This is a genomic window from Maridesulfovibrio frigidus DSM 17176 (genome assembly GCF_000711735.1).
Lineage (GTDB): Bacteria > Desulfobacterota > Desulfovibrionia > Desulfovibrionales > Desulfovibrionaceae > Maridesulfovibrio > Maridesulfovibrio frigidus.
This window is the reverse complement of the sequence record NZ_JONL01000001.1, coordinates 462,717-480,221: the sequence shown is the minus strand read 5'-3', so window position 1 is coordinate 480,221 and position 17,505 is coordinate 462,717. Positions and strand designations below refer to the sequence as shown.

Sequence of the window (17,505 nt, the reverse complement as noted above, 5' to 3'; positions counted from 1 at the left end):
GCAAAGGTATCTATAAAGATAAGGTCCGAACTTAAAGAAAGCCCGTAGAGGATTCTAATTTAGAAACCGTGCAAATAGTTTATAGGTAAGTGGTTCATAGTTTTTTAGGATCTACAGGGGATTGTGGGACGATTAATTGATGGCTTAAAGGGCAAAAGGAGTAGAATGTGAAAAATAAGATTAGTGTTTTTTAAGAATATAAGAAGTATAATAGGGTATTAGAGTTACACAAAGGGTATGCTTTCTTGAGGAATCCTAAGAAAGTTGTTTTTACGGGAAAAACACTGTTTTGAGTGTTTAGTAAATTAAATTAGATGTTTATATGGTGTTGTGAACGTGAGGGGTAAAATTTTTTTTAGAAAAGTTGTTAAAAAACTTAAAAAGGTGTTGACGAAACTCGTAGTTTACGTCAGAACCCTTTTCGTTGCTTCGGCAAAACACATGTTCATTCAAATTTTTCACATTGCACTTCGATGAAAACAAACTTCCTGAAAAGGAAATAAACTTTCAGAAAATGCTTGCAATCTCGAAAAAGAACATGTAGTTAGGTCGCTCGTTAAATGTGCTGGCGTAGCTCAATTGGTAGAGCAGCTGATTTGTAATCAGCAGGTTGCGGGTTCAAGTCCCATCGCCAGCTCCATTTAATGAAGTAACGGTTAAAATATAGTGGTGGGGTTCCCGAGTGGCCAAAGGGAACAGACTGTAAATCTGTCGGCATCGCCTTCGGAGGTTCGAATCCTCCCCCCACCACCACTATTAGATAATCGCGCTGTAGGAGACAGGGAGACCTGTTGTGTAACTACGGACAAAGAGCGGGAATAGCTCAACGGCTAGAGCATCAGCCTTCCAAGCTGAGGGTTGCGAGTTCGAATCTCGTTTCCCGCTCCATTTCTGAAAATTACCTCCCCACCCAGTCCACCTGCGCGTTTAATAGAAGCCCACGTAGCTCAGTCGGTAGAGCACTTGCTTGGTAAGTAAGAGGTCTCCGGTTCAAGTCCGGTCGTGGGCTCCATACATTTATTTAATGACCTTTGAACGCTTTAAATCAGCACTCCGCTGAACGAAAATTTAGGGGGATTTATCATGGGAAAAGCGAAATTCGAACGCAAAAAGCCTCATGTTAATATCGGCACAATCGGTCACATTGACCATGGTAAGACTACTCTTACTGCTGCAATCACCAAGGTTGCTTTTCTTGCAGGTAATGGCGAATACGTCGCATTCGACGAAATCGACAAAGCACCAGAAGAAAAAGAACGCGGAATTACTATTGCTACAGCTCATGTAGAATACGAAACTGCTAATCGTCATTACGCACACGTTGACTGTCCTGGTCATGCTGATTACATCAAGAATATGATTACTGGTGCAGCACAGATGGACGGAGCAATCCTCGTTGTTGCTGCTACTGATGGTCCTATGCCTCAGACTCGTGAGCACATCTTGCTTGCTCGTCAGGTTGGCGTACCTTTCGTTGTTGTCTTCATGAACAAATGTGACATGGTTGACGACGAAGAATTACTCGAACTCGTAGAAATGGAAGTTCGTGAACTTCTTTCTATGTACGAATATCCTGGCGATGACCTTCCAGTCATTCAGGGTTCTGCTCTTAAAGCTCTTGAAGCTGACAGTGCAGGCGACGACGATGCTAAGCCTATCCTCGCGCTTCTCGAAGCTTGTGATACTTACATCGAAGAGCCAGAGCGCGACATCGATAGACCTTTCCTTATGCCAATTGAAGATGTTTTCTCCATCTCAGGACGTGGTACAGTTGTTACCGGTCGTGTAGAACGCGGAATCGTCAAAGTTGGTGAAGAAGTTGAAATCGTTGGAATCAAAGACACCGTCAAGACTACTTGTACTGGTGTTGAAATGTTCCGTAAGCTACTTGACCAGGGTCAGGCTGGCGATAACGTTGGTGTTCTCCTTCGCGGAGTTAAGCGTGAAGATGTTGAACGTGGACAGGTTCTTGCTGCTCCAGGTTCCATCAAACCTCACACCAAATTCAAAGCTGAAGTCTACGTTCTTAATAAAGACGAGGGCGGACGCCATACACCTTTCTTCTCTGGATACCGTCCACAGTTCTACTTCCGTACTACCGATATCACTGGTATCGTAACATTGGAAGAAGGCGTGGAAATGGTAATGCCGGGTGACAACGCAACATTTAATGTTGAAATGATCAACCCAATTGGTATGGATCCAGGACTACGTTTCGCTATTCGCGAAGGTGGCCGCACCGTTGGTGCCGGGGTTGTAACTGAGATCATGGAGTAAGACATCATGCGTGTCAAAGTTCTGATGCAGTGTACCGAGTGTAAACGTCGTAACTATTCGACGATGAAGAATAAAAAGAACACTACTGGACGTATCGAATTGAATAAGTATTGCCCTTTTGATAAGAAGCATACTCTTCATAAAGAAACTAAGTAGATTCTATAAAAACGCAGGCCAGTAGTTCCAACGGCTAGAACGCCGGTCTCCAAAACCGGATGCTGGGGGTTCGAATCCCTCCTGGCCTGCCACTTCATTTTGGGAATCAATATGGCCAAGAAAAGAAATAAAAGTGCGGGATCTCAGCAGACCAAAGATGAAGCTAAAGGAATGGCTGGCAAGATTAGTGAATTTGTCGAATTTCTAGAGCAATCAAAGGTCGAGATGAAGAAGGTCGTATGGCCTACTCAGAAAGAGACTATTCAGACCTGTACCGCTGTCTTGGTCCTCGTCGTAGTAATGTCGCTTTTTCTGGGTGTTGTTGACCTAGGTCTCACCAAAATGGTTGAGGCTATCTTATCTTAAATCAACTCAAACCACAGAAAGCCTCATGAACGAAGACGCTGAAAAACCTCAGGGAAGAAAAGCCCGTTGGTATATAGTTCATGTCTATTCAGGATATGAACAACGGGTAGAGCAGACTGTCCGTGAAATGATGAGAATTGGTCAGGACAATGAACTGATCGAAGAAGTTGTCGTTCCCACGGAAAAGGTCGTCGAGTTGGTCAAAGGGGAAAAAAGAACGTCTACTCGGAAATTTTATCCGGGTTACGTCATGATCAAAATGGTCATGGAAGATGAGTCGTGGCATCTCATCCAATCTATCCCACGCGTAACTGGATTCATCGGTGGCAAAAACCGCCCGACTCCAATGCGTGACAGTGAAGCAGCTAAAATCCTGAGCCTGATGGAAGACCGTCAGGAACAGCCGAGACCCAAGTTCAACTTTGATCGGGGCGATGATGTCCGGGTTATTGATGGACCATTCAGCGGTTTCAATGGCCTCGTAGAAGATGTCAACTACGATAAAGGTAAGCTTCGCGTGTCTGTATCCATTTTCGGCCGCCAGACCCCTGTGGAACTTGACTTTGTTCAAGTTGCTAAAGGGTAATCAGACAGTACTGCAACATATTCATTCCGACAGTGAGCACCCTCACTGAATTTTTATATAGGACATAAAGCGATGGCCAAGAAAGAAATAGGCAAAATTAAGCTTCAGATTCCTGCTGGATCAGCAAATCCGTCCCCACCGGTCGGACCTGCGCTAGGTCAGCATGGTGTCAATATAATGGAATTCTGCAAAGCGTTCAACGCTAAAACGCAGGATCAGAAGGGCATGATCACTCCGGTCATTATCACTGTCTATCAGGACAGGTCCTTTTCCTTCATTACTAAGACTCCTCCGGCTTCCACATTATTGCTTAAAGCTGCAAAGCTCGCAAAGGGTTCCGGAGAGCCAAACAAGAACAAAGTCGGTAAAGTAACAAAAGCTCAGGTAGAAGAAATTGCCAAGCTAAAAGCTCCTGACTTGACTGCTGCTAATACTGAAAATGCTATGAAAAGCATCATGGGCACAGCCCGCAGTATGGGCATCGAAGTCACAGACTAGGTGAGGGGAAACGATCATGCCTAAGCACGGAAAAAAATACAGAAAAGCAGCCGAAGGCGCAGAAGTCACCGGGTTAACCGTTGAAACTGCTGTTAAACTTGCGGTTGAAAAGGCGTATGCCAAGTTCGACGAAACTGTTGATATTGCTATCAACCTTGGAGTCGATCCTAAATATTCCGATCAGATGATTCGTGGCGCAGTAACACTGCCTAACGGTCTCGGAAAAGAAGTAATCGTAGCTTGCTTCTGTAGCGGCGAAAAAGAAGCGGAAGCCAAAGCTGCTGGTGCCGACTTTGTCGGTGGCGAAGATTTGGTTGAAAAGGTCAAAGAAGGCTGGCTTGATTTCGATAAAGCCATTGCAACTCCCGATATGATGGCCAAAGTTGGTCTCATTGGTAGAGTGCTTGGACCTCGCGGTCTGATGCCTAATGCTAAGACTGGAACCGTAACTTTCGACGTTACTAAAGCAGTAAGCGAAGTTAAAGCTGGACGCGTAGAATTCAAGGTCGACAAGGCCGGTGTTCTTCACGCTCCTATCGGAAAAGTTTCTTTTGGCGCTGACAAGCTCCTCGAGAACTTTAAATCCTTGCTTGAAACTGTGAACAAACTTAAGCCTTCTTCAGTGAAAGGAACTTACATGAAAGCAGTAGCAGTAGCTACTACCATGGGTCCCGGCTTTAAAGTTGATCCACTTTCTGCAAGAAAGTACGCAGAGTCCTAAATCATCAATGCCGCCCCAGGCGGCTTTTGATGTTTAAATACACGGGAAGTTTAGTCGAAGAAAGCAGGTGGGATGGTCCCTTAATTACCCTGCCGAGACATCACTTTGACTTGCTTTCCGGGTCAAATCATTAGGAGTGTTAAGGTGAAAAGGCAAGATAAAGCTCAGATTATTGATCAGCTCAAAGATGTAGCTGAAAGGGCGAGCATTGCCATCGTTACTGACTTTAAAGGTCTTGGTGTTGAAGATTTTACTGATCTTCGCGCTAAACTTAGAGAAGTCGGTGTCGATTGCCAAGTCGTTAAGAACACTCTGGCCCGGTTGGCTTTTGAGGGTACCGATCACGGTATTCTCGCCGATAAATTCAAGGAAAACTGTGCGATTGTAACTGGATATGAAGATCCTGTTGCAGCAGCTAAGGTTGTTGCAGAATTTGCAAAAGAAAGTAAAACTTTCGAAATGCGTTTTGCATCCCTTGAGGGCAAGTATCTTGACGAAGATGGCGTAAAAGCTCTTTCCAAGCTTCCGAGCAAGGATGAGTTATTAGGTAAGGCTCTTGGCACACTGAATGCTGTGCCCACAAACTTTGTGAGAGTACTCGCAAACGTACCTCGCGGACTTCTGAATGTTCTTACAGCTGTTAAGGACCAGAAGGAAGCTGCATAACCGCCGAGTCAAGGCAACTCAAAGAATCCCAGGAGGAAATTTCCATGGCAGATATCACAAAAGACCAGGTTGTAGATTTTATTTCCAGCATGACAGTACTCGAACTTTCTGAGTTCATTAAAGAACTTGAAGAAAAATTCGGTGTATCCGCAGCAGCTCCAGTAGGCGTTGTTGCAGCAGCAGCTGGCGCTGACGCTGGCGCAGCAGAAGAAGAGCAGACTGAATTCGACGTTATCCTTAAGGGTGCTGGCGGAAACAAGATTGCTGTAATCAAAGCTGTTCGCGCTCTAACAGGCCTTGGTCTGAAAGAAGCAAAGGGCAAAGTTGATGAAGCTCCAACAGCTATCAAAGAAGGCGTAGAAAAAGCAGAAGCCGAAGAAGCTCTTAAGCAGCTTACTGAAGCCGGTGCTGACGCTGAAATGAAATAGCTCACGCAAATTCATTGTCAATGCAAGAGGAGCGCAAGCCCCCGCAATGGGGTTGCGCTCTTCTCGCTGTTAAAAAGATTGACAAAATTGCTTGATAAACTATTTAAAGAAGACTTGTAATGTCGCAGTTTAGATAGTTAAAAAATTTCTCGTTTTAGGCAATATAGTACTGCCGCCCCCTGTTCGTCTTGCACTTTTTGACGTAACCAATTTCTTGATTATTGGTTGATGTTCGTCAAATCGATTCTTCCCAACCCTAACCTTCTCACTTGATGAGGATACGATGGGTCAGCTCAGAAAAATATTTGGAAAGATCAAAGTCACTCTGCCAATCCCCCACCTGCTTGAATTGCAGGTTGATTCTTTTGTAAAGTTCCTACAGGAAGGCGTTGCGCCTGCCAGTAGAGCAGACATAGGATTAGAAGGGGTATTTCGTTCGGTTTTTCCTATTCAAGACTTCAATAAAACTGCAAGTCTCGAATATGTAAGCTACGAAATTGGCGAGCCTAAATACGATATGGATGAGTGTATTGCTAAGGGACTTACTTATGAAGCCCCTATCCGTATCAAAGTTCGTCTCGTTGTCTTTGATGTTGATGAAGAATCCGAAAGCAGGACTATTCGCGACATTAAAGAGCAGGACATTTATTTCGGAACCGTCCCGCTCATGAGTGAGCAGGGTACGTTTATCATAAACGGTACTGAACGCGTAATTGTTAACCAGTTGCAACGTTCTCCCGGTATCATTTTTGAACATGATTCCGGTAAAACTCATACCAGCCGTAAAGTTCTGTATAGTTGTAGGGTAATCCCTATGCGCGGTTCTTGGCTGGACTTTGATTTTGACCATAAAGACATCCTTTACGTTCGCATTGACAGACGCCGCAAGATGCCGGCTACTGTTTTGCTGAAAGCTATGGGCCTATCTAAGCAAGATATCCTCGACTTCTTTTATGATGTTGAAGAGTACAAGCTTGATAGACACATCGCCAGACGTAAAGTTGTAGAAAATCAGTACCGCAAGGAAACTGCTTGGGTTGATCTCACACTCGAAGACGGTAAAATTATCGTTGAGCGTGATAAACCTATCACTAAATTTGGTTGGCGCAAACTTGTTCGCGGTGGTGTAGAGTTCATTGAAGTTGATCCTAAGTGTATTGTAGGACAATTTGCCGCGTGTGATATTACTGATCCGGATACCGGTGAAGTTATTGCTGAGAGCGCAGACGAAATTACAGAAGAAGTGTTTGAAAGAATACAGGAAGTCGGTATTAAAGATGTTAAGGTTATCCTTACTCTTGGTGCTGAGACATCCTCATCTTTGCGTGACACTCTCATGCTCGATAAGAGTGCTGATGTTGAAAGTGCGCAGATTGAAATCTACCGCAGACTTCGTCCTAGTTCTCCTCCGACAGCTGAGATTGCTGCAAACTTCTTTGAGAATTTATTTCGCAGTTCCGACTATTACGACCTTTCATCCGTTGGTCGCTATAAATTAAATGCTCGTCTTGACGTTGATACTCCTCTTGAACTGAGGACTTTAACTAATGGCGATATTCTTAAAGCTGTTCTGCTTCTCTGTAGACTCAAAGACAGCCATGGTCCTGCAGATGATATTGATAACCTCGGTAACAGACGTGTACGTCCAGTTGGCGAGCTTGTTGAGAATCAGTACAGAATCGGTCTTGTTCGTATGGAAAGAGCTATCAAGGAGCGCATGAGCCTCCAGGAAGTAGCAACACTCATGCCCCACGACTTGATTAATCCTAAGCCTGTTGCAGCTGTTCTTAAAGAGTTCTTCGGAACTTCTCAGTTGTCACAGTTTATGGATCAGACTAATCCTCTTTCAGAGGTTACACATAAACGTAGACTCTCAGCTCTTGGACCCGGCGGACTTACTCGTGAGCGCGCTGGTTTTGAAGTTCGTGATGTTCACGTAAGTCATTACGGCAGAATCTGCCCTATTGAAACTCCTGAAGGACCAAACATTGGTCTTATCGTTTCCTTGACTACTTATGCCAAGGTAAACGCATTCGGTTTCATTGAAAGTCCTTACCGGACAATCAAAGATTCCACTATGACTGATGAGATCTTATATTATGATGCGACTAGAGAAGTTGGTCACACGGTGGCGCAGGCGAATGCTCCTATCTCTGCTGAAGGAAAATTCACCAATCCATTGGTAACATCTCGCAAAAATGGTGATGTTTCCATGATGCCGCGCGAAGACGTAACTCTCATGGACATCAGCCCAAGCCAGACAGTATCTGTTTCTGCTGCACTTATTCCTTTCCTTGAACATGATGATGCTAACAGAGCGCTCATGGGATCGAATATGCAACGTCAGGCTGTCCCGCTCCTTATAACAGCACAGCCGTTGGTTGGAACCGGAATGGAAGCAAACGTTGCTCAGGATTCCGGTAGTTGCCTTCTCGCTGAATATGACGGTTACGTCGATTATGTCGATGCTGAGCGTCTTGTATTAAGATATGATGATGGTTTTTCTCCTGAAACTGGGGGAACTAAGCACTATGAGCTTCAGAAATGGCATAAGTCAAATCAGAACTCATGTTACGGTGCTCGTCCTAGACTTCATGTCGGGACCCGCGTTTCTAAAGGCGAAGTACTTGCTGATGGACCAGGTATCAAGGATGGAGAATTAGCCCTCGGTAAAAACCTGCTTGTAGCATTTATGCCATGGTGTGGTTACAACTTTGAGGATTCCATTCTTATATCTGAACGTGTTGTTAAAGAGGACGTTTTTACCTCAGTTCATATTGAGGAATTCGAACTTGTAGCACGTGATACAAAGCTTGGACCTGAAGAAGTTACCCGTGATATTCCAAACGTCAGTGAAGATATGCTCAGCAATCTTGATGAATGTGGTATCATATGTCTTGGAGCTCGTATTACTCCTGATGCAATTCTTGTCGGGAAGATCACTCCAAAGGGTGAAACTCAGCTTACTCCTGAAGAAAAGCTTCTTAGAGCTATCTTCGGAGATAAAGCCCGCGATGTAAAAAATACTTCTCTCAAGGTTCCACCAGGAATCGAGGGAACTGTCATTGACGTTAAGGTCTTCAACCGTAGATCAGGTGAAAAAGATGACCGTACTAAGGCCATCGAAGATTTCGAGCTTGCTAAGCATGACATGAAAGAAGCTAAGCATATCGAATCCCTGACTATTAAGACTCGCGTTAAAATTGGCGAAGTAGTTAATAATAAACAGATTGCTCAGACTCTTATGGGACGCAGAAAGGGTGAAGTTCTTGCAGAAGCAGGACACACTATTGATGAAGCTATTCTTAGCGAAGTCCCACTTAAGAAATTGGGCGGCATGTTCTCTGATAAAGACACCAATGAAGCTGTTAAAATCCTTCTTGGTGAATATGATAAACAGATCCGCGTCATTAAAGGCATTTATGATGTTAAACGCGAAAAAGTCACTGAAGGTGACGATCTGCCTCCAGGGGTTATCAAGATGGTCAAGGTCTACATCGCCGTTAAGCGTAAGCTTTCCGTAGGTGATAAAATGGCTGGTCGTCATGGTAACAAAGGTGTTGTTTCCCGAATTCTGCCTGAGCAGGATATGCCGTTCTTCCCTGACGGAACTCCGATGGATATCGTTTTGAATCCACTTGGTGTACCTTCTCGAATGAATATTGGTCAGATCATGGAAACACATCTCGGTTGGGCTGCTCTTGAGCTAGGACATCAGTTCGCAAGAATGTTTGATTCTGGTAATCCTCTTGCTCAAATCCGTGAGGAAATCAAAAAGACCTTCGATTCAGAAGATGTTTTTGAACTCATCGACGGCCTTGATGATGATGACTTCAAAGTAGCTCTTAATAAGGCTCGCGAAGGTATCGTCACCAAAACACCTGTCTTCGACGGTGCAACTGAAGAAGAAATCTGGGATCTGATCGTTAAGACCGGTATTCCTGATGATGGTAAAGTAACTCTATTTGACGGTCGTACAGGGGATGAATTCCATACCCGCGTTACTGTCGGGGTTATGTACATCTTGAAACTTCATCACCTTGTTGATGAAAAGATTCATGCTCGTTCTACTGGTCCTTACTCGCTGGTTACTCAGCAGCCTCTTGGTGGTAAAGCTCAGTTTGGTGGTCAGAGACTCGGAGAGATGGAAGTTTGGGCTCTTGAAGCATATGGCGCTGCCTACTTGCTACAGGAATTCCTAACTGTTAAATCTGATGATGTTACTGGTCGAGTTAAGATGTACGAAAAGATAGTCAAAGGCGATAACTTCCTCGAAGCTGGTTTGCCTGAGTCATTTAATGTTCTGATCAAAGAGCTGATGTCTCTTGGTCTTGATGTTACTTTGCTTAGGGATGACGAAGAAGCTACTCCCGCCATACAGCAATAATGAACGCGGGGCCGTTAGGCCCCGCGACTAGATAAACCTTTTCAAGAAAGGGGTATATTAATGAGTCTGGACGAATTGTTCACTATGCGTAGAACATCCGGCGCAGGTAACGCAGGGCGTGGCCTCAAAGGAATTCAGATTTCCATTGCTTCACCTGAGAAGATCAGAGAATGGTCATTCGGTGAAGTTAAGAAGCCCGAGACAATTAACTACAGAACTTTTAAGCCTGAAAGAGATGGACTCTTTTGTGCTAAAATTTTCGGACCTGTTAAGGACTACGAATGTAACTGTGGAAAGTACAAACGCATGAAGCATCGCGGCATTGTCTGCGAAAAATGTGGCGTTGAAGTTATTGCTTCCAAAGTTAGACGTGAACGCATGGGGCACATTGAACTTGCTGCTCCTGTTGCTCACATTTGGTTCCTAAAAACACTTCCTTCAAAGATCGGAACACTTCTTGATATCACAATGGCTGATCTTGAGAAGGTTCTTTACTTTGATTCATATATTGTCTTGGAGCCGGGTGAAACCCCTCTGAAGGCACATCAGATTATTTCTGAAGATCAGTACTTTCAGGTTGTAGATCATTACGGTGAAGACGCTATCACAGTTGGTATGGGCGCTGAGACAATCAAGGGTCTGCTTGCAGAAATTGATATGCTCACTCTTCGTACTGAACTTCGTGACGAGTCTTTGACTACACGTTCACAGACAAAGAAAAAGAAGCTTACTAAGCGTCTTAAAATTGTTGAGGCTTTCCTTGAGTCCGGCAACAATTGTCAGTGGATGATCATGGATGTAATTCCAGTCATACCACCTGAGCTTCGTCCTCTCGTCCCTCTTGACGGTGGACGCTTTGCTACTTCTGATCTGAACGATCTTTACCGCCGTGTTATTAACAGAAACAATCGTTTGAAAAGACTGATTGAACTTGGCGCTCCTGATATTATCATTCGTAATGAAAAAAGAATGCTTCAGGAATCCGTTGATGCTCTGTTTGATAATGGTCGTCGTGGTCGCGCAATTACCGGTACTAACGGTCGTCCGCTTAAATCTTTGTCAGATATGATTAAAGGTAAGCAAGGTCGTTTCCGTCAGAATCTACTTGGTAAACGAGTCGATTACTCCGGTCGTTCCGTTATTGTTTGTGGACCTTATCTTAAGCTCCACCAGTGCGGACTGCCTAAGAAAATGGCTTTGGAACTTTTCAAACCATTTATCTACGCAGAACTTGAGCGCAGAGAAATTGCAACTACCATCAAAAGTGCTAAGAAGATGGTCGAGCGCGAAGACTTGGTTGTATGGGATATTCTTGACGACGTTGTTCGCGAATATCCAATCATGCTTAACCGTGCTCCAACCCTTCATAGACTTGGTATTCAGTCATTTGAGCCAATCCTCATCGAAGGTAAAGCTATTCAGCTTCACCCGCTTGTATGTTCTGCGTACAACGCTGACTTTGATGGTGACCAGATGGCAGTTCATGTTCCTCTTTCCGTAGAGGCACAGATCGAATGTCGTGTTTTAATGATGTCTTCAAATAACATCCTCTCTCCTGCAAACGGACAGCCGATTATTAACCCAAGTCAGGATATCGTTCTTGGTTTATATTATTTGACTGTTGATCGTTCATTCGCCAAAGGGGAAGGAATGATCTTTGCTGGACCATGGGAAGTTATTACTGCCCTTGATGCAGGGGTTTTATCTCTTCATGCTCGCATAAAGGTTCGAGTTGAGGGCAAAGTAGTTGAAACCACTTGTGGACGTATTCTGGTCGGTGAACTCGTACCTGAAGGTATGGGCTACGATCAGGTCAATATGGTTATGACTAAAAAGAACATTGCACGCCTCGTTTCAACAGCCTACCGCACAGCAGGTAGTAAGGCGACAGTAATTCTTTGTGATAGACTTAAAGACCTCGGTTATGAGTATGCAACAAGAGCCGGTATTACTATCGGTCTTAAAGATTTGACCATTCCTCAGAAGAAGGCCGGTCTGCTTGAAGCTGCTTATATCGAAGTTGAAAATATTGAAGCACAGTACGGCGAGGGTATTATCACTCGTACTGAGAAGTACAACAAAGTTGTCGATGTTTGGACTAAGGTCACAAATGACGTATCAACTGAGATGACTCTCGAAATGTCTGCTGATATTCTGACTGATCCAGTGACTGGTAAACAGGAGTCCAACTCCAGTTTTAACCCTGTCTTTATGATGGCTCACTCTGGATCTCGTGGTAACCAGGACCAGATGAGACAGCTCGCTGGTATGCGTGGTCTGATGGCTAAGCCGTCAGGTGAAATTATTGAAACTCCGATTACTTCTTCTTTCCGTGAAGGTCTATCGGTTCTTCAGTACTTTATTTCCACACATGGTGCTCGTAAAGGTCTTGCTGATACCGCTCTTAAAACGGCGAACTCCGGTTACCTAACTCGTCGTCTTGTTGATGTTGTTCAGGATGTCACTGTTGCTGAAAATGATTGTAGAACAGTTGATGGTCTTGAGCTGACTCATTACATAAAAGGTGGAGAGATTAAAGAGCGTCTGTCAGAAAAAATTCTTGGACGTTGTACAATTTATCCTGTCCTTAAGGAAGGAACTGACGAAATTTTAGTTCCTGCAAATGCACTGATTAATGAGCACTATGCTAAAATAGTTGACGACAACGGCATCAACTCTATGGTTGTTCGCTCGCCTCTGACATGTAGAAGTAAACACGGTGTTTGTGCAATGTGTTACGGTCGTGACCTTTCCAGAGGACATATCGTAAACGTTGGTGAAACCGTAGGTATCATCGCTGCACAGTCAATTGGTGAACCAGGAACACAGCTTACTATGCGTACTTTCCATATCGGTGGTACTGCTAGTCGTGAAATTGAACAGTCCTCTTTTGAAGCACAGCATAATGGTTCAGTTGTACTGAATCGCATGCGTTCAGTTCGTAATGCTGATGGTCAGCAGATGGTCCTTGGTAAGAGTTGCCAGGTCGCTGTTGTAGATGAGCAGGGTAGAGAGCGTGAAAAGTATGTTCTTCCTCTCGGAGCTAAGCTCTACGTTGAAGAAGGACAGACAATTACCCATGGAACTGTTTTGGCCGAATGGGATCCGCTTGCTGAACCTTTCATCACTGATGTTGCTGGGGATGTTAAATTTACTGACATGGTCGAAGGTAAAACATTTCAGGAAAGGATTGATGAGGCCACTGGAAGGTCTACATACACAATCACTGAATATCGTACCACTAACTTTAAACCTTCAATTTCTATCTGTGGTGAAGATGGTGAGCCTTTGAGCCGGACAGGTTCCGCTCTTAAAGCTACCTATACTCTTCCTGTCGGAGCGATTCTGATGGTTAAGGATGGTGACACTGTCACTGCCGGTGAAGTTATTGCTCGTAAACTGCGCGAAACATCGAAGACTAAAGATATTGTTGGTGGTCTTCCGAGAGTTGCGGAATTGTTTGAAGTACGTAAGCCGAAGGAACTTGGTATTATTACGGAGATAGATGGTGTGGTCTCCTACGGTGCTGAGTCCAAAGGTAAGCGTAAAATAGTTGTTACACCTGAAATAGGAACAACCAAGGAATACTTGGTTCCTAAAGGACGTCATATCACAGCCCAGGAAGGAGACTTCGTTGAAGCTGGTGATCTGATGACTGAAGGGCTTCCTGAACTTCACGATATATTGAGAGTTAAAGGTGAAAAATTCCTTGCCCGCTTCCTTGTCGAAGAAATTCAGGATGTTTACCGTTTCCAGGGTGTAGGAATTAACGATAAGCATATCGAAGTTATCGTCCGCCAGATGCTCAAGAAGGTTTCCATCGTTGATCCCGGTGAAACACACTTCCTTGTTGCAGAACAGGTCGATAAACAACGATTTATGGAATCTAATGCCGAGGCAGTTGCAAACGGGCAAAAGCCTGCTACAGCTCAGACTCATGTGCTCGGAATTACTCAAGCTTCACTTTCAACAGCGTCATTTATTTCTGCTGCCTCATTCCAGGAAACGACTAAGGTTCTTACCGAGTCCTCCCTGCGCGGCAAAAAAGATTATCTGCGCGGCTTGAAAGAGAACGTAATTGTCGGTCGCTTGATTCCTGCCGGAACAGGTTTCCGTAAGTATGCACAGACTGCGGTGATCGTACCTGATCAGCCAGAACGTGCCGATAAGTTTCTCGAGGAATTAGAAGAAGAGCCTTTGCTCATTAACGAAAGATAATGCAGTTTTAGTACTCAGTTAGACAGGATTTACAGAACAGGTCGTTGCAACCTGATTCTGATCTAAATCGATAGCTTTTTTTGATTTGTCCTTGACAAATATTGAAAAGTTAGTCTAACTGCGTCGGACTTCGCATAACGAAATAAAATTGGAGGGTTCATGCCAACCATCAATCAGCTCATAAGAAAAGGGCGCGAAAAGCAGATCAAGCGTAAAAAGACTCCTGCTCTTCAAGCTTGCCCACAGCGTCGTGGCGTTTGCACAAGAGTGTACACCACAACCCCTAAAAAGCCTAACTCCGCACTACGCAAAGTAGCTCGTGTACGTTTAACAAATGGCATGGAAGCAACTGCTTACATCGGTGGTGAAGGTCATAACCTTCAGGAACATTCCGTGGTACTTATCCGTGGTGGTCGAGTAAAAGATTTACCTGGTGTTCGTTACCATATCGTTCGCGGCTCACTTGATACCGCTGGTGTCGCTGATCGTCGTAAAGGTCGTTCCAAGTACGGCGCAAAGCGTCCTAAATAGATTTTATTCTAAGGAGTATATAATATGCCTCGTAAAGGTCCAGTACCAAAGAGACAAACTCTTCCCGATCCAGTATACGGAAGCCAGCTTGCAACTAAGTTCATGAACAGACTTATGTTCCACGGTAAGAAAAGTGTTGCTGAAAAGATTTTCTATGAAGCTCTCGCTTATCTTGGCGAAAAAACACAGGAAGATCCTATCAAAGCTTTCGAAAAAGCTATTGAAAATGTTAAACCTCACGCGGAAGTTAAATCCCGTCGTGTAGGTGGAGCAACTTATCAGGTGCCTGTTGAAGTTCGTCCTGAGCGTCAGGGATCCCTGGCAATCAGATGGTTGATTAACTTCGCTCGTTCTAGAGGTGAGAAAGGTATGGTCGCTCGTCTTAGCGGTGAATTCCTCGACGCTTACAATAAGCGCGGCGGAGCTGTTAAGAAGAAAGAAGACGTTCATCGTATGGCTGAAGCTAACAAAGCTTTTGCTCATTACCGCTGGTAATCGGAGTCTATCGTGTCATCAAAGATTGCAAGAGATAAAATGCGTAATATCGGTATCATGGCCCACATTGATGCTGGTAAAACAACTACTACTGAACGTATTCTATACTACACAGGCGTATCGCATAAGATAGGCGAAGTTCATGATGGCGAAGCTACCATGGATTGGATGGTTCAGGAGCAGGAACGTGGTATCACTATCACTAGTGCTGCAACCACCTGTTACTGGAAAGAGAATCGTATTAACATTATTGATACTCCTGGTCATGTTGACTTCACAATGGAAGTTGAACGTGCACTACGTGTACTTGACGGCGCTGTAGCAGTATTTGATGCTGTTGCCGGTGTTGAGCCTCAGTCTGAGACCGTATGGCGTCAGGCTGATAGATATAGTGTTCCTCGTATTGCTTTCATTAATAAAATGGACCGTACTGGTGCTGATTTCTATCGCTGTGTAGACATGCTTAGAGATCGTCTTGGTGCGAAAGCTATACCGCTTCAGCTTCCAATTGGTAATGAAGAGAATTTCCTCGGAGTTGTCTGCCTAGTAACAGGTAAAGCTTATACGTATCATGATGATACTATGGGTAAAGATTACAGCGTTGAAGAAATTCCTGCAGATATGATGGATCAGTACGAGTCTGCAAGACTCGAAATGATTGAAGCTATCGCAGAAGAGAATGAAGAACTGCTTGATAAGTACCTCGGTGGTGATGAACTTACTGCTGAAGAAATTAACACAGGTATCCGTGCAGCTACAATCAGTTTGAAAATATGTCCTGTTCTTTGCGGTACCGCATTTAAGAACAAGGGTGTACAGCCACTGCTTGATGCTGTTATTGAATATCTTCCTTCTCCTCTTGATATCGCTCCAATGATCGGTATTGACCCAGATACTGACAAAGAAATAGCATGTCCTTGTGATGACGATCTGCCACTCGCAGCTCTTTCATTCAAGCTCATGACAGATCCTTTTGTCGGTCATCTTACTTTCCTTCGAGTTTACTCCGGTAAAATCGTCAGTGGTGATACTTTCATCAACGCTGGTAACGGAAAGAAGGAACGCATTGGTCGTCTCCTAAAGATGCACGCTAACAAGCGTGAAGAAATTAAGGTTGCGTATGCAGGGGATATCGTAGCTGCTGTTGGACTTAAGTCCATGGCAACTGGTGACACTCTTGCAGAACTCAAAAAAGCTGTTGTTCTGGAATCCCTTGATATCCCAGAACCAGTTATTGAAGTCGCAATTGAGCCTAAAACCAAAGCTGATAGAGACCTTCTTAGTGCTGGTCTTGCTAAGCTTGCAAAAGAAGATCCTTCTTTCCGCGTCCATGGTGACGAAGAAACAGGGCAGACTCTTATTGCTGGTATGGGCGAACTTCACCTCGAAATCATCGTTGATAGGCTCCTTCGTGAGTTCAACGTTAATGCTAACGTAGGTGCTCCTAGAGTTTCCTATCGTGAAAGTATTACTAAGAGTGTTGAATCCAATCTCAAATACGCTAAGCAGTCTGGTGGACGTGGTCAGTATGGACATGTTGTCGTCACCATCGAACCAAATACTGAAAACGAATTTGATTTCATTGATCAGATTAAGGGCGGAATTATTCCTAAGGAATACATTCCAGCAGTTGGACGCGGTATTCATGACGCCATGAAGAACGGTGTAATTGCCGGATTCCCTCTTGTAGATATTAAAGCAACATTGACCTACGGTTCTTACCATGACGTTGACTCCTCTGAGCAGGCTTTCTACATCGCCGGTTCTATGGCTCTCAAAGACGCGGTAAAACGTGCTGGTCCACAGCTTCTAGAGCCTATCATGGCTGTTGAAGTTGTTACCCCTGATGATTACCTCGGTGATGTTATGGGTGACCTTAACGGTCGTCGTGGTAAAGTAAGCAACATGGAAGGCCGCGCTAACGCTCAGGTCATTAAATGTGATGTTCCTCTTAGTGAGATGTTCGGTTATGCAACCGACCTTCGCTCCAAGACTCAGGGACGTGCCACATTCTCCATGCAGTTTGACCACTACGAAGCAGTTCCTGCAAGCATCGCTGAAGAGTTGATCAACAAAAGTTAAGACTAAAAAATAGCTTTTTTTCAGATTTTACTTGACAGCAACCGCTAAAGACAAGTAAGCCTCCCGAACTACAGAGTGTTTGGGAGGCTTTTCT

At 44.3% G+C, this 17,505-nt stretch carries 13 protein-coding genes and 5 tRNA genes; all 18 read left to right on the top strand.

Translation table 11 applies throughout. From position 1 onward, the window contains the following. The first annotated feature begins 564 nt into the window (after nucleotides 1-564). A tRNA-Thr gene (locus BR06_RS0102315) sits at nucleotides 565-640 on the top strand. A gap of 28 nt (nucleotides 641-668) precedes the next feature. Further along, nucleotides 669-753 (top strand) — tRNA-Tyr (locus tag BR06_RS0102310). 59 nt (nucleotides 754-812) lie between these two features. Beyond that, nucleotides 813-888, top strand: a tRNA-Gly gene (locus BR06_RS0102305). Nucleotides 889-936: 48 nt separating this feature from the next. Beyond that, nucleotides 937-1,012, top strand: a tRNA-Thr gene (locus tag BR06_RS0102300). A gap of 71 nt (nucleotides 1,013-1,083) precedes the next feature. After that, the gene (gene tuf / locus BR06_RS0102295; protein WP_031479715.1) at nucleotides 1,084-2,277 is read left to right on the top strand and encodes an elongation factor Tu; all 1,194 of its coding nucleotides are present in this window, start codon (nucleotides 1,084-1,086) and stop codon (nucleotides 2,275-2,277) included. 6 nt (nucleotides 2,278-2,283) lie between these two features. Then, the gene (gene rpmG / locus BR06_RS0102290) at nucleotides 2,284-2,433 is read left to right on the top strand and encodes a 50S ribosomal protein L33 (RefSeq protein WP_031479713.1); all 150 of its coding nucleotides are present in this window, start codon (nucleotides 2,284-2,286) and stop codon (nucleotides 2,431-2,433) included. A 15-nt stretch (nucleotides 2,434-2,448) separates the two neighbouring features. Next, a tRNA-Trp gene (locus BR06_RS0102285) sits at nucleotides 2,449-2,525 on the top strand. A gap of 19 nt (nucleotides 2,526-2,544) precedes the next feature. Then, complete coding sequence (gene secE, locus BR06_RS0102280) at nucleotides 2,545-2,799, top strand: preprotein translocase subunit SecE (RefSeq protein WP_031479711.1); 255 nt, start codon at nucleotides 2,545-2,547, stop codon at nucleotides 2,797-2,799. A gap of 25 nt (nucleotides 2,800-2,824) precedes the next feature. After that, the gene (gene nusG / locus BR06_RS0102275; protein ID WP_031479709.1) at nucleotides 2,825-3,385 is read left to right on the top strand and encodes a transcription termination/antitermination protein NusG; all 561 of its coding nucleotides are present in this window, start codon (nucleotides 2,825-2,827) and stop codon (nucleotides 3,383-3,385) included. 72 nt (nucleotides 3,386-3,457) lie between these two features. Next, on the top strand, nucleotides 3,458-3,883 hold the full coding sequence (gene rplK / locus BR06_RS0102270) for a 50S ribosomal protein L11 (protein ID WP_031479707.1): 426 nt from the start codon (nucleotides 3,458-3,460) through the stop codon (nucleotides 3,881-3,883). Nucleotides 3,884-3,899: 16 nt separating this feature from the next. Next, complete coding sequence (rplA, locus tag BR06_RS0102265; protein WP_031479705.1) at nucleotides 3,900-4,604, top strand: 50S ribosomal protein L1; 705 nt, start codon at nucleotides 3,900-3,902, stop codon at nucleotides 4,602-4,604. Between the two features lie 144 nt (nucleotides 4,605-4,748). Continuing rightward, nucleotides 4,749-5,270 (top strand): 50S ribosomal protein L10, encoded by a 522-nt coding sequence (gene rplJ / locus BR06_RS0102260; protein ID WP_031479703.1) that lies wholly within the window; start codon nucleotides 4,749-4,751, stop codon nucleotides 5,268-5,270. Nucleotides 5,271-5,314: 44 nt separating this feature from the next. Then, complete coding sequence (gene rplL / locus BR06_RS0102255; protein ID WP_031479701.1) at nucleotides 5,315-5,698, top strand: 50S ribosomal protein L7/L12; 384 nt, start codon at nucleotides 5,315-5,317, stop codon at nucleotides 5,696-5,698. 283 nt (nucleotides 5,699-5,981) lie between these two features. Beyond that, on the top strand, nucleotides 5,982-10,085 hold the full coding sequence (gene rpoB, locus BR06_RS0102250; protein WP_031479699.1) for a DNA-directed RNA polymerase subunit beta: 4,104 nt from the start codon (nucleotides 5,982-5,984) through the stop codon (nucleotides 10,083-10,085). 84 nt (nucleotides 10,086-10,169) lie between these two features. Beyond that, the gene (rpoC, locus tag BR06_RS0102245) at nucleotides 10,170-14,303 is read left to right on the top strand and encodes a DNA-directed RNA polymerase subunit beta' (RefSeq protein ID WP_407637418.1); all 4,134 of its coding nucleotides are present in this window, start codon (nucleotides 10,170-10,172) and stop codon (nucleotides 14,301-14,303) included. Between the two features lie 159 nt (nucleotides 14,304-14,462). Then, nucleotides 14,463-14,834, top strand: coding sequence for a 30S ribosomal protein S12 (rpsL, locus tag BR06_RS0102240; RefSeq protein WP_031479696.1), 372 nt, complete (start codon nucleotides 14,463-14,465; stop codon nucleotides 14,832-14,834). Nucleotides 14,835-14,858: 24 nt separating this feature from the next. Continuing rightward, nucleotides 14,859-15,329: a 30S ribosomal protein S7 gene (gene rpsG / locus BR06_RS0102235; RefSeq protein WP_031479694.1), complete on the top strand. Its 471-nt coding sequence runs from the start codon at nucleotides 14,859-14,861 to the stop codon at nucleotides 15,327-15,329. Nucleotides 15,330-15,341: 12 nt separating this feature from the next. After that, nucleotides 15,342-17,411, top strand: coding sequence for an elongation factor G (fusA, locus tag BR06_RS0102230; protein WP_031479692.1), 2,070 nt, complete (start codon nucleotides 15,342-15,344; stop codon nucleotides 17,409-17,411). Nucleotides 17,412-17,505 lie beyond the last annotated feature (94 nt).